Origin of the sequence: Streptomyces sp. ICC1 (assembly GCF_003287935.1) — a bacterium.
GTDB lineage: Bacteria > Actinomycetota > Actinomycetes > Streptomycetales > Streptomycetaceae > Streptomyces > Streptomyces tritrimontium.
This window is the reverse complement of record NZ_CP030287.1, coordinates 7,675,011-7,693,898: the sequence shown is the minus strand read 5'-3', so window position 1 is coordinate 7,693,898 and position 18,888 is coordinate 7,675,011. Positions and strand designations below refer to the sequence as shown.

Here is an 18,888-nt window from a genome sequence, read left to right as displayed (position 1 = left end):
CATACTTGTGTTTGTGCTAGGAGACTATCTGATCAGCGGGCGCCGCGCATCGGACATCGCGGCCAGTGTCGAGGCGGGTGTCGGATCGGGCGCGCTCGCGCCGGGAACTCTGTTGCCCCCGATGCGGGAGCTCGCGGGCGTGCTGGGGGTGAACCCCAACACCGTGGCCGCGGCGTACCGGACGCTGCGCGAGCGCGGTGTCATCGAGACCGACGGGCGGCGCGGCAGCCGGGTGCGGCCCCGGCCGGCGACCGCGCCGCGCGACGGCATGCGGATGGCCGTGCCGGCGGGGGTGCGCGACGTCACCTCCGGCAACCCGGACGTGACGTTGCTGCCCGCGCTGGGCGACGCGCTGGCGGTCGCGGCGCGCCGCTACGCCCTGGAGCCCACCCTCTACGGGCAGGAGCCGGTCGTTCCGGAGCTGGCGCGGCTGGCCAGGGCGGGCCTGGACGCCGACGGGGTGCCGGCCGGTGCGATCGCGGTGACCTCGGGCGCGCTGGACGGCATCGAACGGGTGCTGGCCGCGCACCTGCGGCCCGGGGACGCGGTGGCGGTCGAGGACCCGGGGTGGGGGAGCGTGCTGGACCTGGTCCCGGGACTGGGGCTGCGGGTGCTCCCGGTGGCCGTGGACGACGACGGGCCGGTGCCCGGGTCAGTGGCGCGGGCGCTGGAGGAGGGCGCGCGGGCGCTGCTCGTGACGGCCCGCGCACAGAACCCGACCGGGGCGGCGGTGAGCGCGGAGCGGGCGGCGGAGCTGCGGGCGGTGCTGTCCGCGCACCCGGAGGTGCTCGTCATCGACGATGACCACGGGCACGGCATCGTGGACCTGCCGCTGCACTCGCTGGGCGGGGTGACCCGGCACTGGGCGCTGATCCGCTCCACGGCGAAGGCGTACGGACCGGACCTGCGGCTCGCGGTGCTGACCGGCGACGGCGTGACGCTCGACCGGGTGCGGGGGCGGCAGCGGCTGGGGCCGGGCTGGGTGAGCCGGCTGCTGCAGTACACGGTCGTGGAGCTGTGGAACGCGGGGGCGGTCGACCCCACGGCGGTCGCGCGGTCCTACGGGGCGCGGCGGGACGGCCTGGTCGCGGCGCTGGCGGAGCGGGGGGTGCGGGCCCAGGGGCGGAGCGGGATGAACGTGTGGGTGCCCGTCGCCGACGAGACGGCGGCGGTGGCGAGTCTGCTCGGCGCGGGCTGGGCGGTCTCGCCCGGGGCCCGGTTCCGGGTGGCGTCGGTGCCCGCCGTGCGGATCACGGTGTCGGGGCTGGACCTGTCGGAGGTGCCGGGGCTGGCGGCGGCGGTGGCCGCGGCCGTCCGCCCGGCGGCCGGCGGTCGCTTCGACTGAACGCGCGGGCGCCCGAGGGTGGATGTACCCGGGCGCCCGAGGGCGGATGTACCCGGGCGCCTGAGGGCGCACGTGCCCGCGCGCCCGGGTACGGATGTGCCCGGGCGCTTCCCGCACCGCGGGCTCAGGTGCGGCGGGGCTGGCTCAGGGCGGCGCCCGCCAGGACGACGGCCGCGCCGACCGGGGTGTTCCAGTGGAGCTGCTCGTCCAGCAACAGGACGCCCGCCGTCGTCGCGATGACCGGGATGAAGTAGGTGACCATCTGCGCGGTGGTCGGGCCGACCTCCGCGACCAGGCCGTACTGCATCCGCAGCGCCATCCCCGTGCCCAGCGCGCCGAGCGCGATCACCGACAGGGTCGGCCAGAGCGGGAAGGAGGTCGGGGCGGAGGTGAACAGGGCGCTCACCACGGCCAGTTGGACGGTGGCGATCATGAGCTGGGCGCTCGTCATGGCCAGCGGCGAGCCCGGGGTGGAGGCCATCGTACGGCGGATGTAGATCCAGCCGATCGGATAGCTGAGCGAGGCCAGCAGGGCGAGCACGGTGCCCTTGGCGTCGACGCCCGAGAAGCCCTGCCAGGCGCCGAGGACGGTGAGCACGCCGAGGAAACCGAGGCCCAGGCCCGCGAAGCGGCGGCGCGTCGGGCGGTCCTCGGAGAGGGCGACCAGGGAGAGCGCCATGCCCCACAGCGGCGAGGTGGCGTTGCAGATGCCGGCCAGGCTCGAGGGGATGGTCAGCTCCGCGTACGCGAAGAGCGAGAAAGGCAGGGCGTTGAGCAGCAGCGCCGCCACCGTCAGGTGGGCCCAGGTGCGCCGGCCCCGGGGGAGTCGCTCGCGGCGGATCAGGAGGACGCCGAGCAGGGCGAGCGCGCCGAAGGAGACCCGGCCGAGGGCGACTTGGAAGGGGGCGTACGCCTCCGTGCCCACCTTGATCAGGAGGAAGCTGAAGCCCCAGACCGCGGACAGGACGGCGAAGCGCAGGCGCCAGTCGAGCCGCCCGGCGGCGGGGTTCGGCGGGGCGGGGGCCTCGGCGTGGGCCGTGCCCACGGCGCGCGCCTCCGCCGCCAGCGCGCCCAGGAGCACCAGGACGAGCCCGGTCAGCTGGCAGGCGGCCCCGAGCCGCATGCCCGCAGCCGCGGTCGCCAGTACGGGCACCACCGCGAGCGCGCGGAACCGTACCGGCCTGATCCCCGGCACCAGCCGGAAAGCGGTGTCCCCGGCCAGGTAGCAGGCGACCCCGGCGGCCGTCACCGACAGCACGGAGAGGGCGTTGGGGAGCGCAAACCAGAGCACCCCGCGCCCGTGGGTCGGCATCGAGAACCGGCACCGGCCGCGGGGGAGCGCACCCACGGCGCCGCCCGATCGAGAGACGCCCCGTCTCGCCTGACCCGCGGGGCCCGCCCCCGGACATGCCCGCAGGTCAGCGCGGCGCGTCGGACTCGGCCCGGGTGAAATACCTGGTCGGAACCGCGCCGAACCTTTGCTATTGTTGTCCATGTCGCCGCGGGAAACCGGGGCCGACCACCTGGTCCGGGTGGCGGAATGGCAGACGCGCTAGCTTGAGGTGCTAGTGCCCTTTATCGGGCGTGGGGGTTCAAGTCCCCCCTCGGACACCAGCAGGAACCCCACTTCGGTGGGGTTCTTTTGCGTTTCCGGACTTCTCGATGAAGAGCATCCACTGGTCGTACGGTCCGTCGTGCGGCCCGTCGTACGGTGCCGCTCAGGCGGTGGCCGGTCCCGCGGGGCGGACCAGCCGCATGAGGTACTCGGGCAGGGCGACTCCGGGGGTGATGTCCGCCGCGGGGACCGGCGTGCCGTACCCCCGGATCAGCGGGACCTGCCCCGACCAGTGCGGAAGGCCGGCGTCCCCGGGCTCGTCGTTCGGCCCGCCGACGCGGGACTTCGCGGAGACCTCGTTCAGGTCGAGGCGCAGGACGGCGACGCCGTCGAGCTCCCGCGCGTCGGGCGGGCGGGTGTCCGCGGACCGGCCCGGGACGACGTGTTCCACGATCGTCCGGAGCGCCCGGCCCTTCTCCTCGGGATCGGTCACGCGGTGCGCGCGGCCGTGGGCGACCACGGAGCGGTAGTTGACGGAGTGCCGGAAGGCGGACCGGCCCAGGATCAGCCCGTCCAGGTGGGTGACGGTCACGCAGACGTCCAGGCCGGAGTCCTCCCCGTCGGACCGGCTCCCGCCCGCCTCGGCCAGCCGCATGGGCCGGGAGTCCACCGCGCCGTGCAGGTAGAGGCGTTCGCCGACCCGGGCGTACAGGGTGGGCAGGACCACGGGCCTGCCGTCGCGGACGAAGCCCAGGTGGCAGACGAACGCCTCGTCGAGGATCGCGTGCACCAGGTTCCGGTCGTACGAAGCCCACTCCCGCATCCGGCCCGGAACGGTCAGGTCGGTCGGCGCGTACGACCCCGTGGGGGCGGCGGGCGGGCTGTCCGGGGCGTTGCTCATGCGACCTCCACAGCGGGGACGGATCTCCGTGCCTGCCAGTAGAACGCGGCCTCCCGCCTCCGCCCCCGTCCGACGCGCGGACCCGGCGGAAGGGCCGGAAAGGCTGTCTGGCCCCCCGTGGTCAGCAGGGGGCCAGACGCGTTCTCCCGTCCGGCGGCCTGGCGGCCCGGCGGTCGGGTGGCTCCGTCCTCGGGTGGCGGGGCGGGGCCCGCCGTTACGGGACCGGCTGCTGCTGGGTGACGCAGTGGATGCCGCCGCCGCCCGCGCCGAGGCTGTCGGTGTTGAGCTGCTCGATGGTCCGGCCCGGGAAGGCCCGCTGGAGGGTGACCCTGGCCGCGGCGTCCGCGCTCGCGTCACCGAACTGCGAGGAGATGACCGCGCCGTTGCACACGTAGTAGTTGGCGTAGGCGGCCACGAAGTCGGGGCTCGTGGAGCGGATCTTGTCGTAGTTCGGGCCCTGGATCTTGGTGACCGCGACCGGGTGCCCCTGGGCGTTGGTGGTGGTGGACAGGATCTGGAACTGCTGGCGCGCGTCCTTAGACCAGGCGTCCGTGTCGCTGGCGAGCGGCCACTGCACCAGGCCCGAGCCCTCCGAGAGGAACCGGGACGTCGCGTCGACGTGGTCGTCGGTGATGTCCCGGCCGAGGACGCCCTTGAACCAGACGACCTTGGAGGCGCCGAAGGCGGCGCACATGGCCGCTTCCAGCTGGGCCTGGCTGAGGCTCGGGTTGCGGTCCGGGTTGATGAGGGAGCTGCGGGTGGCCATGAGGGTGCCGGCGCCGTCCGTCTCCACCGCGCCGCCCTCGCCGATGAAGCCCGCGGTGGAGAACGGCACTCCGGCGTAGGCGGCGACCCGGCCGGCGACCAGGGAGTCCTTGGCGTGGGTCTGCTGGTTGCCCCAGCCGTTGAAGTTCAGGCCGACCGCGTCCAGGCCGCCCGCCCCGTTGGTACGGAACACCGGGCCGCTGTCGCGCATCCAGCAGTCGTCGACCGGGATCGTGCTGATGACGGTGACGGCCGAACCGCAGGCGCTCCTGGCCTTGGAGACGCTCGCGGAGTTGGCACACATGACGACCGGCTCGTACTTCGCGATGGTCTTCGCGATGAGGGCTATGTTCGCCTGTACGCCGGCCAGCTGGCGGCCCCAGATGGCGGAGCTGTCGGGCCACGCCATCCAGGTCCGGGTGTGCCGGACGGTGTCGATCGGGACGGCGAAGCTCCCGGCGGCGGCCGCAGCCGACGGGCGGACGGCCGCGAAGGCCTGCCCGCCGACCGCCGCGATGGCGGCGCCGGCGGCGGTGACGCCCGCCGCGGTCAGGAAACCCCGTCTGTCCAGAGTCCGTACGGTGTGCTCGTTCATCTCTGCTCTCCGATCAGTCGTGCGTGGACGGTCGAATGCGTTGAGGTGCTGGCGTACTGGCGTGCTGGCGTGCTGGCGTGCTGGCGTGGCGGCCGTGGGCGCCGCCGCGCCCACGGCCCCCTCACAAGGCGCGGCGCGCGGCGGCGATGCCCCGCGGGTCCCACCCCGGGCGGGGTACGGACTCCAGGAGCAGGCGCGTGTAAGGGTGCTGGGGGTCGGCGAGGACCTGTGCCGTCGGTCCCGCCTCCACGATCCGGCCGTTCCGCATGACGATCACTTCATCGGTGACACAGCGGACGACGCCGAGGTCGTGGGTGATGAACAGGTAGCCGATGCCGGTCTGTTCGCGGATGTCGAAGAGCAGGTTCAGGATCTGCGCCTGCACCGAGACGTCCAGGGCGGCCACCGCCTCGTCCAGGACGAGGACGGACGGTTCGACCGCCAGCGCCCGGGCGATCGCGACGCGCTGGCGCTGCCCGCCCGAGAGCCGTCGGGGCAGGGCGTCGGCCTCGCGGGCCCCGAGGCCGACCTGGTCGAGCAGTTCGGTGATCCGGCGGGTGTGGTCGGTGCCGGGGAAGTGCAGCTTCAGGGTCTCCCACAGCGCTCCGCCCACCGTGGTGCGCGGGTCCAGGGACAGGAAGGGGTCCTGGAAGACCATCTGGATCTCCCGGGCCCGCTCCAGGCGCCCGGCCTTGCCGCGCCGGTGCTCGCCCCGGTCGCGGCCGTGGATCAGGACCCGGCCCGTGTCCGCGCGCTCCAGGCCTACCACGATGCGGGCGGTGGTCGTCTTGCCCGACCCCGATTCGCCGACGATGCCCAGGGAGCCGCCCTCGGGCAGCACGAACGACACGTCGTCCACGGCCCGGACACCGCCGAAGGACCGGTACAGGCCCGCGACTTCCAGGACGGTCTTCGCCGCGGTCGCCGTCGTCGTCGTCATGAGTGGAGTTCCTTCCGTTCCGTACCTTCCGTGCCGTCCGTACGCTCCGTACGCTCCGCGCGGTCCCGTTCAGCCCGCGCGACCAGGTCGCCGTGGTGGCAGGAGGTCAGCCGGCCCGGCTCGCCGGCGACCGGGAGGAGCTCCGGTGCCTCGCGCGTGCACACGTCGGTGGCGAACGCGCAGCGCGCCGCGAAGGGGCAACCGGTGAGCTCCTCGCGCAGGCCCGGGGGCCGGCCGTCGATGGCGGCGAGCCGCCCCCGCGGCCCGTCCAGGCGCGGGGTGGAGTCCAGCAGCGCCACCGTGTACGGGTGGCGGGGCCGGGTGAACAGCTCGTCGGCCGGGCCCGTTTCCACGATCCGGCCCGCGTACATCACGTACACGCGGTCGCTGATCGCGGCGGCGAGTCCGAGGTCGTGCGTGACGAACAGCAGCCCGGTGCCGAAGCGTTCGCGCAGATCACCGAGGAGGGCGACCACCTCGGCCTGGGTGGTGACGTCCAGAGCCGTGGTGGGCTCGTCGGCGAGGATCAGGGCGGGATCGCCCATCAACGCGGCCGCGATCACGACCCGTTGCAGCATCCCGCCGGACAACTGGCCGGGATACTTGCGCAGCGCCCCCGCCGTGAGGCCGACGGCCTCCAGCATCTCCACCGCCCGCTCCTCGGCGGTCGCCTTGGACGCCTTGGCGTTCAGCCGCAGGCTCTCGGTGAGGAAGTCGCCGACGCGGCGCATCGGGTTCACGGCCGCCCGGGGATCCTGGAAGATCATGGCCGCCGTGCCGGTCCGCAGCACCCGCAGCTGCGCGGGCGTCATCGTCAGCACGTCATCGCCGACCACCCGCACCCGGCCCTCCGCCCGGGCGCCCCCGGGCAGCAGCCCCAGCACGCTCCGCGAGGTGAGGCTCTTGCCGGATCCGGACTCGCCGACCAGCGCGACCGTCTCGCGGGGGCCGACGGCGAGGTCGACCCCGTCCAGGACGGGCCGGGCGGTGTCCGGCAGGCGCAGCCGCAGCCCCTGGATCTCAAGGGTGTGCACCGGGCTCATGGGGTCCTCCTGGCTACCTTGTCGGCCCAGCGCTCGCCGACGACGTTGAAGGCGACCACGGTCAGCACGATGGCCACACACGGCACGACCGCCGAGAGCGGGTACCCGGCCTGGATGGCGGCGTTGCCGTCGAAGACCATGCGGCCCCAGTCGGGGGTCAGGGCCGGTACGCCCAGCCCGAGGAAGGAGAGCCCGGCCAGGTCGATCAGGGCGTAGCCGAAGTTGATCGTGGACTGGGCCAGGACGACGGGCATGACGGCGGGGATGACGTGGCGCAGGCAGATCTGCGCCCCCGAGTGGCCCTGCACCCGGTAGGCCTCCACGTACGGGCGGGAGCGTTCGGCCAGGACGAGGGAGCGGGTGAGCCGACTGACGTAGGGCAGGTAGGCGATGGCCAGGGCGATGACGGGGGCGAGCAGCCCCTCGCCGTACACCGAGACGATCAGGATGGCGAGCAGCATGCCGGGGAAGGCGAAGACCAGCTCGGTGCTGCGGGACAGGACCGAGTCAAGCCAGCCGCCCCGCCACGCGGCGGCGGTGCCGATGGCCACGCCGGCCGCGGTGGAGAAGGCGACCACGCCGAGCGGGCCGAGGAGGGAGGTGCGGGCTCCCAGGATCAGCCGCGACAGCGTGTCGCGGCCGGAGGCGTCGACCCCGAGGAGGTGGTCGGCGGAAGGGCCCGCGAGGGCGTTGCCCAGGTCGGCGGTGTTGGGATCGTAGGGGGTGATCCAGGGGGCGAGCACCGCGACGAGGACGACGACGGCGACGAACCCGGCGCAGAGCACGGAGAGGGGGGCGCGAGTGGTCCGGAACCGGGAGAGGCCCGGCCGGCGCACCAGGACGGCACTCACGCGGCCTTCTTCGAGGGGTCGAGGGAGACCCGGGGGTCGACCAGCGGGTGGAGCAGGTCCACGACGAGGTTCACCGTCATGAACAGCGCGACCATGATGAGGGAGATGGCCTGCACGGTGGGGAAGTCCTTGGTGGTGGTGGACAGTTCGAGGAGCTGGCCGATGCCGCCCACGCTGAACGCCGATTCCACCAGGACGGTGCAGACGAGCAGGGTGGAGACGATGAGCCCGCCGGTGGTGAGCACGGTGCCCAGGGCGTTGCGGAACACGTGGCGCCGGATGACCAGGCTGTCGCGGACCCCCCGGCTCCGGGCGACCGTGACGTGCTCCTGGCCCAGGACGTCGAGCATCGCGGCGCGCGTGACGCGGGCGAGCATGCCGATCAGGTAGAGCGCCAGCGCGACGGCCGGCAGGGTCAGGTGCCACAGCATCTGCCCGAACCCGTCGCCGGTTCCCCCGGTGGGGAACCAGTGCAGCCGCACCGCGAACAGGCCCTGCAGCAGGACGGCGGCGACGAACGACGGGGTGCCGATGGCGAAGGTGGTCGTCACCAGGATCGCCGAGTCGGTGCTCCCGCCGCGGACCGCGCCGGTCCAGCCCAGGATCAGCCCGAACACGAGGACCAGTACGAGCGCCATCGAGATCAGCATCAGGGTGTTGGGCAGGCGGTCCGCCAGCAGCCGCGACACGTCGGTGCGGTAGGTGATCGAGCGGCCGAAGTCGCCCTGGACGACCTGCCCGAGCCAGTGCAGGTACCGCTCCGCGAACGGGTCGTCCAGGTGGTAGTGCTCGTTGATCGCCTGCAGGGCCTCCGGGGAGGCGGAGCGGCCCCCGAGGAGGAAGCTCGCCGGGTTGCCGGGGGCCAGGTACAGGGCGCCGAAGATCACGAAGGAGGCGCCGAGCAGGGTGGCCGCCATTTCGGCCAGCCGGCGTGCGGCGAAGCGCAGGAAGCTCATTTCGCGGCCGCCCCGACGTCCGCCGCCCACGGGTGGTAGAGGTAGGAGATGGTGGTGGGCGCGCCCGTGATCCGCTTGTTCAGGAAGACGGCGGTCGGCCACTCGGCGACCGGGATCCACAGCACCTGGTCGGCGGCCTTCTTCTGCATTTCGGCGGCGGTCGCGAAGCGCTTGGCGGGGTCGTACTCGGCCCGGGCCTTGTCGTTCAGCGCGTCGTACGCCTCGTCGCTGTAGCCGGCGTAGTTCTGGTAGGCCCCGGTCTGGAAGTTGCTCAGCAGGTCCATCGGGTCGGTGATGGAGTCGTAGTACGTCTCCGGGAACATGTCGAGGCCCTCGCGCGCCGCGGGATCGGTGAACAGCGAGGTGAAGGCGTTGGGGGCGATGGTCTTCAGCACGACCTTCAGCCCGATCTTGGTGCCGGCGTCCTGGACGGCGGTGGCCAGCAGCGAGACGTCCTGGCCGATCGAGCTGGTGGCGATGGTCACCGTCTTCCCGGTGGCCCCCGCCTCCTCGATCATCCGCTTGGCGGCCTCGATGTTCTGCTCGGGCGAGGGGAGCCCGTCGAAGGCGGCCTTGCGGACGTCCTCGGGAGCCTCGGCCCAGGCGGCCTTGGTGGTGAGCGAGGTGGTGACGGTGCCCGCGCCGCCCAGGCCCGCCTTGACGAAGCCGCGCCGGTCCAGGGCCAGGGACAGTGCCCGGCGGACGCGGACGTCGCCGAGCGCGCCCTTCATGCTGGTCACGTTGACGTTGACGGTGCTGAGGCCCTCGCCGAAGTAGAGCTTGCCCGTGCCGCTGTTGCTCAGCCGGGAGTAGCTCTCGGTGGGGATCAGGTACCCGCCGTCCGCCTCGCCGCTCAGCATGGCGTTGGTACGGGCCGAGGGGTCGGTGAGGAAGGTGAAGACGGCCTTCGCGGACTTGGCCTTGGGGCCCCAGTAGCCGTCGAAGCGCTTGAGCTCGATGGACTGGCCCTTGTTCCAGCTGCCCAGCGAGAAGGGGCCGGTGCAGTCGAGGCTGCCGGCGGTGCCGTAGTCCTCGCCGGCCTTCTCCACGCCGGCCTCGGAGGCGACCACGCCGGCCGCCGTCGCCATGTACTGCGGGAACTGCGAGTCGGGCTGCTTCAGCGAGACGGTCACCTGGAGCGGGCCGGTCTTGGTGACGGACTCGACGTTGGAGAAGTTGCTGTTCCAGGCCGCCCCGTTCGCCGGGTCCATCTGACGGCCGAGGCTGTAGACGACGTCCTCGGGGGTCATCGTGCCGCCGTCGTGGAAGCGCACGCCCGCGCGCAGATCGTAGACCCACGTCAGGGGGGTGGGGTTGGAGGCCTTCTCGGCCAGACCCGGAGCCATGGTGAGCTGCGGGGTCCACCGCATCAGGCTCTCGCAGACGTTCGACAGGATCGTGTTCTGCGGGTAGTCGAAGGCCGAGATGTAGTCCAGCGTCGGGGGTTCCGCGTACAGGGCCCAGGTGAAGGAGTCCAGCTCGCCCGCGGCGGCCGGAGTGCCCGCGGAGAGCTTGAAGCCGGCGTCCGACGTGGTCCCGCCGCCCGCCTTGGGCGGGCCGGAGCATGCGGTGACCAGGCTGAGGGCGGCCAGCGCCGCGACGGGGAGCGCGTACCGGCCGCGCGCGGAGCGGCGGCGGGCGGCGGGCGGGCCGGCCGGGGACGGGTCGGACGCGGACACGGACGCGGACACGGACCTGGCTGCTCTGGACCAGGGCAAGGATGGGGACATCGGTGCTCTGGTGCGTCGGCAGCTTCGGATGTGTATAAGAGACGGCCCGTACCTCGGGGGCGGCACCTGGGAGCGGCTCTTCGAGGAGCTCGGCACCCGCCTCCCCGCCGAGTACGTGGCCCTCATGGACCGGTACGGCGCCGGCTGCTGGGGCGACTGGCTGCGCTTCCACACCCCGCTGCGCACCGACGGCGGATTCCGGCGGCTCGCGGAGCAGAACGCCGAGGCCTACCGGGGGGCCATCGGCGGATGGCGGGCCGAGGACCCCTTCCCGGTGTGGCCGGAGCCCGGCGGGCTGCTGGCCTTCGCGACCTCGAACGACGCGGACGTGCTCGGCTGGCTCACCGAGGGCCCCGACCCGGACGCCTGGCCGCTCGTCGTCTGGCCCCGGCACGCCCCGCAGGGGCCGCCGCTGCCGTACGGGCTCGTCGACACCCTGCTCGCCTGGCAGCGCGGCCGGTTCGAGACCGAGGGGCTGCCCGGCCTCGACCGGGACGACGACCCGGTCGAGTTCGCGCTCTTCGAGCCCTGGGACGCGACGGCCTACTGGTGAGTGCGCCGGCCGCCGTGCCCGGGTCCGCTCAGCCCGTCAGGGCGTCCAGCAGGGCCACCTCGCGCGGGGTCAGGCGGACCGTCGCCGCGTCCAGGTTCTCCGCCAGGTGGTCCGGGGAGCCCGTGCCCGGCGTGGGGCACAGCACGGGGGAGTGGTGCAGCAGCCAGGCCAGGGCGATCTGGCCGGTGGACGCGCCGTGCTCGGCGGCGACCGTCGTCAGCGCGGCCGCGCTCTCGCGGGTCAGGGCGCCGCTGCCCAGCGGGTAGTACGGCAGGAAGGCGATCCCGCGCTCCTCGCACAGTGCGAGGAGCTCCGCCGAGGAGCGGTCCAGCAGGTTGTACGGGTTCTGCACCGAGGCCACCGGGACGGTCTCCAGCGCCTCCCGCAGCCGGTCCGCCGTCACCGTGTTCAGCCCGATGTGGCGGATCTTCCCCTCCGCCCGGAGCTCGGCCAGCGTCCCCAGCTGCTCCGCCGCCGGGACGGCCGGGTCGAAGCGGTGCAGCTGGTACAGGTCGATCCGGTCCAGCCGGAGCCTGGCCAGGCTCGCCTCGCACATCGCCCGCAACTGCTCGGGCCGGCCCGCGGGGTGCCACTGGTCCGGGCCGGTGCGCACCACCCCGCCCTTGGTGGAGACCACCAGCCGCTCCCCGTACGGGTGCAGGGCCTCGGCGACCAGCTCCTCGGCCAGGTGGGGGCCGTAGTTGTCGGCGGTGTCGATCAGGGTGACCCCGCGCTCGACCGCCGCGCGCAGCAGCGCACGGGCCTCGGCGCGGCCCGCCCGCGGGCCCCAGTAGCCGTCGCCGACCAGCCCGCCCGTCCCGAGACCGAGGCGGCGTACGGGCAGGTCGCCACCGAGGAGGAACGTCGCATCCGCATGAACAGACATGGCCCGACGGTAGCCCAGGAGCCGGGATGTGCCAGGCTCGGGGAATGCGTTACATCATCATCGGCGCCGGGGCGATCGGCGCGACCATCGGCGGACGGCTCGCGGAAGCGGGCGGCGAGGTCGTCCTCGTCGCGCGCGGCGCCCACGCGGAGGCCCTGCGGGCCGACGGGCTGCGGCTCACCACGGCGGACGGGGAGCGCGTGCACCGGCTGCCCGTGGTCGCCGGCCCGGCCGAGCTCGGCGAACTGCGCCCGGACGACGTGCTGTTGCTGACGGTCAAGACCCAGGACGCGCTCGCCGCGCTCGACGCCTGGGGCGATGCGGAGGTCGCGGGCGGCGGGACGGCGGCCCAGCGGCTGCCGGTGCTGTGCGCGCAGAACGGCGTCGAGAGCGAGCGCCTCGCCCTGCGGCGCTTCGCCCGCGTGTACGGGGTCTGCGTGTGGCTGCCGGCGACGTTCCTGGAGCCCGGGGTGGTCTCCGCGCTGTGCGCGCCGCTGACCGGGATCCTGCACATCGGCAAGGCCGCCGGCGGCGCGGACGGGCGGGCCCGGCGGATCGCCGCCGACCTGGAGAAGGCCGGGTTCGGGGCGCCGGTCGCCGAGGACGTCATGCGGTGGAAGCACGCCAAGCTGCTGGGCAACCTGGGCAACGCGATCCAGGCGACCACCGGTCCCGAGCCGGAGCCGGCGAAGGCCGCGCTGCTGCTGCGGGCGGTCCGCGAGGCGAAGGCCGCCTTCGAGGCCGCCGGGATCGCCTACGCCTCCGACGCCGAGCAGGCGGCGGCCCGCGACGGCAGGGTGGAGCAGCCGGCCGGGGTGCGGGGAGGGTCGTCCTGGCAGAGCCTGGCCCGGGGCACGGGCTCGGTGGAGGCCGACTACCTCAACGGGGAGGTCGTCCTGCTGGGGCGGCTGCACGGGGTGGCGACGCCGGTCAACGACACGCTCCGGCGCGCCGCGAACATCTTCGCCCGCGAGGGCCTCCCGCCGGGTGCGATGTCCGTCGAGGACCTGACGGCCCTGGCCGACGAGGCCGCGTCGAGGGCGTAGCCGCCGGGTACGGGTGCCGCCGCGTCTCCTGGGGCTCCGCCCCGGCGGACCCTACACCCCGGTATCTAGAAAAACACCAGGTCAGTAGGCTCGAAAAGCCCCGTGCGGCGTGTGCTCGGATGGGGCTCTTCGTCGCCTCAGGTCGTTGACGAGCAGCAAGCCGCGCAGGCCACGTTGCGAGCCTGCCCGGTGACCGGGTCAACGATGACCGTCACACCCTCGCCGTGCGGGCAGACTCGGCGTCGCCGCTGGCTGGGGCTCTTCACGGTCCGGCAGGTGCCCAGCAGTGTGACCGCCTCGCGGTACCGAGGATCCGCCCAGTCGCCCCGACGCGCTTCTTCGCTCACCGCATCCTCCTAGTGGCAGAACGTAGCCAACGGTAGCGGGTCAGAGTGCGTCCACGATGCTGTCCGCCCAGAGTCCTTGCTAGCTCGGCGGAGCCGCACAGCCAGACCCTCCGTCCGTGCACTCGCTGTGCATGCAATCGGCCGAGACGAGAACTGACGATTGTGCTTCCAGGCTCCACAGGTACTCGTCGGGTTCGTGCCCCGCTTCGCGGATCGCCTTGAGCGTCCGGTCGACAGTGGCTGTGTCGTGCTTCTTCGTTGCTGGGGTTTCCGGGACGTGGTGGACGAACCGGCCCAGCAGCTGGCACAGCTCGGCGTATGACTTCGTGTCCGTGATGAGCGCGTGCCAGCCTTCATCGACAACTTGGGACGGGCGCAGTGCCAGGCCCGGAGTGCTGTTCAGTGCTGCCGCCGCGACGAACTTCACGGCCTCGCTGACGATCCGATCGGCCATACCGTCCGTCAGCTCGGGGTTGGCCTTCTCGACGGTACGAACGGCGGTTGCAAAGGCCGTGGCCGTGAGGAGGCTGGACGAAGGTAAAGCGGTCTCATGGGCTGTGGTCTGTGACATGTGAACTCCGTTGCTGTTGAAGGTGTTGTGTTGCCCGCCCCGTGAAGGACGGGAGATCAGTGGAGGGTCGGCCCGCACCACGCGCACTGGCACGGCGGGAACTCGACTCCGAACCCGTCCCAGTAGCCGAGAGCACGGAACCGTGCTCGTTCGGCTGCCGACCGGTGAATGACCGGGCCTTGTCTGCCGGACCGAATTACGCGCGTCTCGCCGGTCCGTGCGAACAGCTCGGAGTCCCCGGGAGCCAACCGAACGAGCACCACACGGGTGATCTGTAGGGTCATCCGGGAACGGCTCGACACGCCACCCGAGCCCGACGGGAACGGCGGGGGCGGCTTACGCATCGCATCCTCGGCAGCAATCTCCCGAAGAGCGCAGCGGACTTCCCGGGCTTGCTCAGCCGGGATCACGCGCCCCACCCCTTGGCCACGATGCAGGCGACCACTCCAATCCATGCGATCGCTCCGAGGGTCACGGCTAGCGCGCTTCGCCGGCTGGGCTGCACGTGGTCCTGGTGCTCGTTGCCGTCGGTCACTAGGCACGCTCCACAACGGCTACTTCCGAGAACTCCCGGACGAACGTCATGTGGCCCGTGCGGCCAGTGTGCTGAATGCACATATCGCTGCACACATCAGCGTTCGACGTCGGTTCCGCAGACCAACCGCACTCAGGAGCCAGGCACCGCGCGGTCGCTGTCGTCTCGGCGGAAGGGTGCCGCCGCATGACATACGGGATGTAGCGCATCACCGAAATCACGCTCATACCGTGGCCCGGCGGTGCGGGTGGTTGCGAAGCTCCTCGTTCTGCACCGCCACCGCGCACGGATCGCCGGCTTCCCGCGAGATCTCACGCGCCGTGACCAGCGCGAGGCACACCCCGCATCCAGACACGGGCACCGGTTCGAGTTGATCGGTCCGTGCCGTCTCCTGCTGTGCTGCCGTCACCATGCGCACCCCTCGCGTCGCGTTCGGTGCTCGGGATCGTCTCGCTGCCGAGGAAGCCCGGCCCAGTGTGATCCGTAGTGGCAACCGGCTCGGAAGGCGAAGAATCCCTCGGTCTAGTGGCAGCCCTAGTAGCAAGATGGGCGCATGGACATCGGGGAACTGATCCGTGATCTCCGCAAGGCTCGCGGCTGGAGCCAAGGGCGGTTAGCTTCGGAGATCAACAACGCGCACGGCACGACGCTGACGCGGGAGTACGTCAGCAACTGGGAGTGTTCCAAGGTCAGGCCAGGCCCGTTCTACCTAGCCGCGCTCTCTGCCGTTCTCGACGTTCCCCTAGCTGTCCTTGAAGGTGAAGTGGACCGACGCGAGTTCCTTACCGACGTCGCCGGGGCTGCCATAGCCCCCGTGATCGCCTCTGATCTGATCAGCGCAGGGTTCGCCGCCCGACTACGGGGCGGACCGTCAGTGGACACATGGGAAGCCAAACTGACTACGTACGGCACTGAGTACATGTCGATGGGTGCGGCGGACATCCAGCGTCGGGTTTCCGGTGAACTCGTCGCCGTGCAGCAGCAGTTGGAGAACCCCCGGCTGTGGTCGGTGGCTTCCCGGCTGATGACTCTGTACGCAAAGACGTTTCCCGGGTCGGACGGCTCCAAAGCGGTCCACTGGTACCGGATGGCAGCGAGAGCCGCAGACGAGTCTGGAGACGATGACGCGCGCGTGTGGGTACGTGGACGTGCAGCTATCGCCCTGGGCTACGAGGGGGCATCGCTGGGAGTGGCTGACGTGCTTGCAGACCAAGCCTTGGCCATATCGGAACGGCCCTCCCTCGGCCTCCTGAATGCTGTGATGGGTAAGGCCCATGCCGCCGCGCTTCGCGGTGACCGAGCCACGGCACTCAAGCTTGCCGACGACGGCCGGCGAATCTTCGACAAGGCTGGATCGTACGAGCAGACCAGCGACTACGCCGTGCCCTGGTGGCGGATGAACGTCTTCTTGTCGCTTCTTCTGGCCCGTCTGGGTGACGAGCACGGAGCCGTTGAGGCACAGGAGGCAGCACGCCGCGAACTCCCTGCAGAGCTGCCCCGGTTCGCCACTCACCTTGAAATGCACCGGGGGCTGATGCTCGCCCGGTCCGGCGACGTGTCCGGCGGGGTGGCCTACGCACGGGGCGCGCTGGATGCCCTGCCGCCGGAGAAGCATTCCCTCACGCTGAGACTGCTCATGTCGGAGATTGAAGAGTCCTGACGATCCACCAGTCCTTCCAAATGCCCGCCCCAGGGTGTTGGTTCCACTCCAGACCCCGCGCCTCAAACGCCGGCGGGGCTGGAGAGACCGGCTACGCCGCCAGGGCCGACAAGCGGGCCGGGGCGCGCAGCGCGTCCTCGTAGCGGCGCAGCAGCAGGCGGGCCAGTTCCGGGGAGGGCCCCAGGACGTCGGCCACCACGTCCGCGCCGGCGGCTTCCGCGCCCGCCGCGATGCGGTCCGGCAGCCGGCCGGGGGCGATCACGTACGGCGCCACCGCGATCCGGCGGACGCCCTCCGCGCGCAGGGCCCGTACGGCGTCTTCCGTACGGGGGAGAACAGCGGAGGCGAACGCAGGCCGCACGGCGCACCAACCGGTGTGCCGCCACTCCCGCGCGGTTTCAGCGATCACTGCGATCGCCTCCGGGTCTGAGGAACCGGCGGACGCGAGCACCACACCGGTGGTGGCGCGGTCCGCCGGGGTGAGGCCGGCCTCCCACAGGCGGCGTTCGAGGTTCGCCAGCAGCAGCGGGGACGGGCCGAGCACGTCCGCGGTACGGACCGAGAGGTCCGGCAGGTGGGACGCGGCCGCGGCGAGGACCGCCGGGATGTCGGACTTCGCGTGGAACGCCCGCGTCAGGAGCAGCGGGAGGGCCACGATCTCCCGGACGCCCGCCAGGTGGAGGGAGGCCACGCACTGGTCGACGGTCGGGCCGTCGAAGTCCAGGAAGGCCGTCTCCACGCGCACCCCCGGCCGCAGCGCCCGTACCCGCCGGGTGAGGGCGTGCACGGTCGCCGCGTGCCGCGGGTCGCGGCTGCCGTGGGCGATGACCAGCAGGGCCGGCCGGTCGTGGCGGTCCTGCCGGTCGTGCCTGTCGTGCCGGCCGGCTTGGCGGGCGTGGTGGGCGCTGAACACGGGACTAGCTCTTGACCAGCAGGCCGCGGGTGCGCAGCACCCACCGCTCGATCGGGCTGAAGATCAGCAGGTCGATCGCGATGCCGACGACCAGGATCAGGATGATCGCGAGGAACACGCCCGGCAGGTCGATGTTGTTGCGGCCGTTCTCCAGCAGCTGGCCGAGGCCGAGGCCCAGGTCGGGCGAGCTGGCGATGATCTCGGCGGCCATCAGCGAGCGCCAGGAGAAGGCCCAGCCCTGCTTGAGGCCCGCCAGGTATCCGGGCAGTGCGGCGGGCATGACCACGTGCCGGGCCCCGCGCAGGCCGGTGGCGCCGAGGGTGCGGCCGGCCCGCAGGAACAGCGGCGGGATCTGGTCGATGCCGGAGACGAGGCCGTTGGCGATGGAGGGGACGGCGCCGAGCAGGATGACGGTGTACATCATCGCGTCGTTGAGTCCGAACCAGAGCACGGCCGGCGGCACCCACGCGACCGAGGGCAGCGACTGCAGCCCCTGGAGGATCGGGCCGATCGCGGCGCGCACGAACTTCACCCGGGCGACCAGCAGGCCGAGCGGGGTGCCGATGGCCAGGGCCAGCAGGAAGCCGAGCAGACCGCGCGAGACGCTGGTCCAGATGACCTCGAGCAGGGTCCCCTTGAGCCACATGTCGGACAGGCTGTCCCAGACGGAGGACAGGGCGGGGAGCTTGGTCTCGTCGGTGACCTTCGCCGCGACGAGGATCTGCCACACGACGAGGACCAGGCCGACGGCCAGGATCGGCGGCAGGACCTTCTTGAGGAGCACCTCGCGGACCGGGGTGCGGTGGGTCTGGACGGCGTCGAGGGCGTCGAGCCCCGCCTCCAGGCCGGCGAGGTCGTCGCTCCTGGCCGAGGTCTTGGGGCTGGTGTCAGTGCTGGCCATGGCGGCGGATCTCCCCACGCAGGTGTTCAGTGATCTCAAGGGACAGCTCCGCGACGTCCGCGTCCTCGATGCGGCGCGGCTGCGGGATGCCCACGGTCCACTCCTTCGCGACCCGCCCGGGCCGCGAGGACAGCAGGACCACACGCTGCGCGAGCCGTACGGCCTCGCGGACGTTGTGCGTGACGAACAGGACGGACAGGTTCGTCTCTTCCCAGATGCGGGTGAGCTCGCCGTGCAGCACGTCCCGGGTGATGGCGTCGAGCGCGGCGAACGGCTCGTCCATCAGCAGCAGCTGGCTGTCCTGGGCGAGCGCCCTGGCCAGGGCCACGCGCTGGCGCATGCCGCCGGACAGCTCGTGGACCCGCTTGCCGTACGAGCCGCCGAGCCGCACCAGCTCGAGCAGCCGCTCGGCCTCCGGCTTGCGGTCGGCCTTGGCCACCCCGCGCAGCCGCAGGGCGAGTTCGATGTTCTTGCCCGCGGTGAGCCAGGGGAAGAGGGCGTGCTCCTGGAACATCAGGGCCGGCCGCCCGCCGGGCGTCTCGATGGCGCCGGCGGTCGGCTTGTCGAGCCCCGCGACGAGGTTGAGCAGGGTGGACTTTCCACATCCCGAGGCGCCCAGGATGGTGACGAACTCTCCGGGAGCGACATCGAGGCTGATGTCGTCCAGGACGAGCTGCGATCCGGCCGGGCCGGAGAAGGACTTCGAGACGTGCTCGATACGGGCGGCGTGCGTCTGCTCCGCTACGGTGCCCTCGGCAGCCTTGGCAAGCGTGGTGGCCATGGTCGTCACCTCCT

The 18,888-nt window shown here is 72.3% G+C and carries 18 protein-coding genes and 1 tRNA gene; 5 read left to right on the top strand and 14 right to left on the bottom strand.

The annotated features are described in order from the left end of the window. The first annotated feature begins 13 nt into the window (after positions 1–13). Positions 14–1,345, top strand: a complete 1,332-nt coding sequence (locus tag DRB96_RS35960; protein WP_112452195.1) for an aminotransferase class I/II-fold pyridoxal phosphate-dependent enzyme — start codon at positions 14–16, stop codon at positions 1,343–1,345. Positions 1,346–1,469: 124 nt separating this feature from the next. Here DRB96_RS35960 and DRB96_RS35955 read toward each other — a convergent pair whose 3' ends face one another. Beyond that, positions 1,470–2,636 carry a DMT family transporter gene (locus tag DRB96_RS35955; RefSeq protein WP_239517802.1) on the bottom strand — a complete coding sequence of 389 codons (1,167 nt, stop codon included), beginning with the start codon at positions 2,634–2,636 and terminating at the stop codon, positions 1,470–1,472. Between the two features lie 235 nt (positions 2,637–2,871). Here DRB96_RS35955 and DRB96_RS35950 point away from each other — a divergent pair. Then, a tRNA-Leu gene (locus DRB96_RS35950) sits at positions 2,872–2,959 on the top strand. A gap of 104 nt (positions 2,960–3,063) precedes the next feature. Here DRB96_RS35950 and DRB96_RS35945 read toward each other — a convergent pair. The 7 genes from DRB96_RS35945 to DRB96_RS35915 form a co-directional block, all read right to left on the bottom strand. Then, complete coding sequence (locus DRB96_RS35945) at positions 3,064–3,801, bottom strand: pyridoxamine 5'-phosphate oxidase family protein (protein ID WP_112452194.1); 738 nt, start codon at positions 3,799–3,801, stop codon at positions 3,064–3,066. A 214-nt stretch (positions 3,802–4,015) separates the two neighbouring features. Continuing rightward, a complete protein-coding gene (locus tag DRB96_RS35940) occupies positions 4,016–5,161 on the bottom strand; it encodes an agmatine deiminase family protein (RefSeq protein ID WP_112452193.1) in 1,146 nt (381 codons plus the stop codon). Positions 5,162–5,282: 121 nt separating this feature from the next. After that, positions 5,283–6,101 (bottom strand): ABC transporter ATP-binding protein, encoded by an 819-nt coding sequence (locus DRB96_RS35935; RefSeq protein WP_112452192.1) that lies wholly within the window; start codon positions 6,099–6,101, stop codon positions 5,283–5,285. Further along, positions 6,098–7,144 carry an ABC transporter ATP-binding protein gene (locus DRB96_RS35930; RefSeq protein WP_112452191.1) on the bottom strand — a complete coding sequence of 349 codons (1,047 nt, stop codon included), beginning with the start codon at positions 7,142–7,144 and terminating at the stop codon, positions 6,098–6,100. Before DRB96_RS35930 ends, DRB96_RS35935 begins: the two co-directional genes overlap by 4 nt. Further along, positions 7,141–7,995: an ABC transporter permease gene (locus tag DRB96_RS35925; RefSeq protein WP_112452190.1), complete on the bottom strand. Its 855-nt coding sequence runs from the start codon at positions 7,993–7,995 to the stop codon at positions 7,141–7,143. Before DRB96_RS35925 ends, DRB96_RS35930 begins: the two co-directional genes overlap by 4 nt. Then, positions 7,992–8,951 (bottom strand): ABC transporter permease, encoded by a 960-nt coding sequence (locus tag DRB96_RS35920; RefSeq protein WP_112452189.1) that lies wholly within the window; start codon positions 8,949–8,951, stop codon positions 7,992–7,994. Before DRB96_RS35920 ends, DRB96_RS35925 begins: the two co-directional genes overlap by 4 nt. Next, positions 8,948–10,642: an ABC transporter substrate-binding protein gene (locus tag DRB96_RS35915; RefSeq protein ID WP_239516403.1), complete on the bottom strand. Its 1,695-nt coding sequence runs from the start codon at positions 10,640–10,642 to the stop codon at positions 8,948–8,950. The genes DRB96_RS35920 and DRB96_RS35915 overlap by 4 nt, the downstream gene beginning before the upstream one ends. A 49-nt stretch (positions 10,643–10,691) precedes the next feature. Between DRB96_RS35915 and DRB96_RS35910 the strand changes: the two genes are divergently transcribed. Further along, positions 10,692–11,234, top strand: coding sequence for an SMI1/KNR4 family protein (locus DRB96_RS35910; protein ID WP_162689121.1), 543 nt, complete (start codon positions 10,692–10,694; stop codon positions 11,232–11,234). 28 nt (positions 11,235–11,262) lie between these two features. Here the strand turns inward: DRB96_RS35910 and DRB96_RS35905 are convergent, their stop codons facing one another. Further along, positions 11,263–12,120 (bottom strand): aldo/keto reductase, encoded by an 858-nt coding sequence (locus tag DRB96_RS35905; RefSeq protein WP_112452186.1) that lies wholly within the window; start codon positions 12,118–12,120, stop codon positions 11,263–11,265. Between the two features lie 44 nt (positions 12,121–12,164). On the opposite strand from DRB96_RS35905, the gene DRB96_RS35900 reads away from it, so the two are divergent. After that, positions 12,165–13,166, top strand: a complete 1,002-nt coding sequence (locus DRB96_RS35900; RefSeq protein ID WP_112452185.1) for a 2-dehydropantoate 2-reductase N-terminal domain-containing protein — start codon at positions 12,165–12,167, stop codon at positions 13,164–13,166. A gap of 426 nt (positions 13,167–13,592) precedes the next feature. On the opposite strand, the gene DRB96_RS35895 is transcribed toward DRB96_RS35900, so the two are convergent. Both DRB96_RS35895 and DRB96_RS35885 read right to left on the bottom strand, forming a co-directional pair. Next, complete coding sequence (locus tag DRB96_RS35895) at positions 13,593–14,084, bottom strand: hypothetical protein (RefSeq protein WP_112452184.1); 492 nt, start codon at positions 14,082–14,084, stop codon at positions 13,593–13,595. Between the two features lie 758 nt (positions 14,085–14,842). Next, positions 14,843–15,031, bottom strand: coding sequence for a hypothetical protein (locus DRB96_RS35885; protein WP_112452182.1), 189 nt, complete (start codon positions 15,029–15,031; stop codon positions 14,843–14,845). A 141-nt stretch (positions 15,032–15,172) separates the two neighbouring features. On the opposite strand from DRB96_RS35885, the gene DRB96_RS35880 reads away from it, so the two are divergent. After that, entirely contained in the window at positions 15,173–16,279 is a 1,107-nt protein-coding gene (locus DRB96_RS35880) for a helix-turn-helix transcriptional regulator (protein ID WP_112452181.1), read from the top strand. Positions 16,280–16,370: 91 nt separating this feature from the next. Here DRB96_RS35880 and DRB96_RS35875 read toward each other — a convergent pair whose 3' ends face one another. The 3 genes from DRB96_RS35875 to DRB96_RS35865 form a co-directional block, all read right to left on the bottom strand. Then, on the bottom strand, positions 16,371–17,114 hold the full coding sequence (locus DRB96_RS35875; RefSeq protein WP_239516753.1) for a sirohydrochlorin chelatase: 744 nt from the start codon (positions 17,112–17,114) through the stop codon (positions 16,371–16,373). Between the two features lie 82 nt (positions 17,115–17,196). After that, the gene (locus DRB96_RS35870; RefSeq protein ID WP_112452179.1) at positions 17,197–18,093 is read right to left on the bottom strand and encodes an ABC transporter permease; all 897 of its coding nucleotides are present in this window, start codon (positions 18,091–18,093) and stop codon (positions 17,197–17,199) included. After that, the gene (locus tag DRB96_RS35865) at positions 18,080–18,874 is read right to left on the bottom strand and encodes an ABC transporter ATP-binding protein (RefSeq protein WP_112452178.1); all 795 of its coding nucleotides are present in this window, start codon (positions 18,872–18,874) and stop codon (positions 18,080–18,082) included. The genes DRB96_RS35870 and DRB96_RS35865 overlap by 14 nt, the downstream gene beginning before the upstream one ends. Positions 18,875–18,888 lie beyond the last annotated feature (14 nt).

Excerpts from the sequence above, each read along its gene's own strand:
- DRB96_RS35935 (WP_112452192.1), bottom strand. The coding sequence starts at position 6,101 with ATGACGACGACGACGGCGACCGCGGCGAAGACCGTCCTGGAAGTCGCG.
- DRB96_RS35895 (WP_112452184.1), bottom strand. The coding sequence starts at position 14,084 with ATGTCACAGACCACAGCCCATGAGACCGCTTTACCTTCGTCCAGCCTC.
- DRB96_RS35930 (WP_112452191.1), bottom strand. The coding sequence starts at position 7,144 with ATGAGCCCGGTGCACACCCTTGAGATCCAGGGGCTGCGGCTGCGCCTG.
- DRB96_RS35865 (WP_112452178.1), bottom strand. The coding sequence starts at position 18,874 with ATGGCCACCACGCTTGCCAAGGCTGCCGAGGGCACCGTAGCGGAGCAG.
- DRB96_RS35940 (WP_112452193.1), bottom strand. The coding sequence starts at position 5,161 with ATGAACGAGCACACCGTACGGACTCTGGACAGACGGGGTTTCCTGACC.
- DRB96_RS35885 (WP_112452182.1), bottom strand. The coding sequence starts at position 15,031 with ATGGTGACGGCAGCACAGCAGGAGACGGCACGGACCGATCAACTCGAA.
- DRB96_RS35870 (WP_112452179.1), bottom strand. The coding sequence starts at position 18,093 with ATGGCCAGCACTGACACCAGCCCCAAGACCTCGGCCAGGAGCGACGAC.
- DRB96_RS35900 (WP_112452185.1), top strand. The coding sequence starts at position 12,165 with ATGCGTTACATCATCATCGGCGCCGGGGCGATCGGCGCGACCATCGGC.
- DRB96_RS35920 (WP_112452189.1), bottom strand. The coding sequence starts at position 8,951 with ATGAGCTTCCTGCGCTTCGCCGCACGCCGGCTGGCCGAAATGGCGGCC.
- DRB96_RS35945 (WP_112452194.1), bottom strand. The coding sequence starts at position 3,801 with ATGAGCAACGCCCCGGACAGCCCGCCCGCCGCCCCCACGGGGTCGTAC.
- DRB96_RS35880 (WP_112452181.1), top strand. The coding sequence starts at position 15,173 with ATGGACATCGGGGAACTGATCCGTGATCTCCGCAAGGCTCGCGGCTGG.
- DRB96_RS35905 (WP_112452186.1), bottom strand. The coding sequence starts at position 12,120 with ATGTCTGTTCATGCGGATGCGACGTTCCTCCTCGGTGGCGACCTGCCC.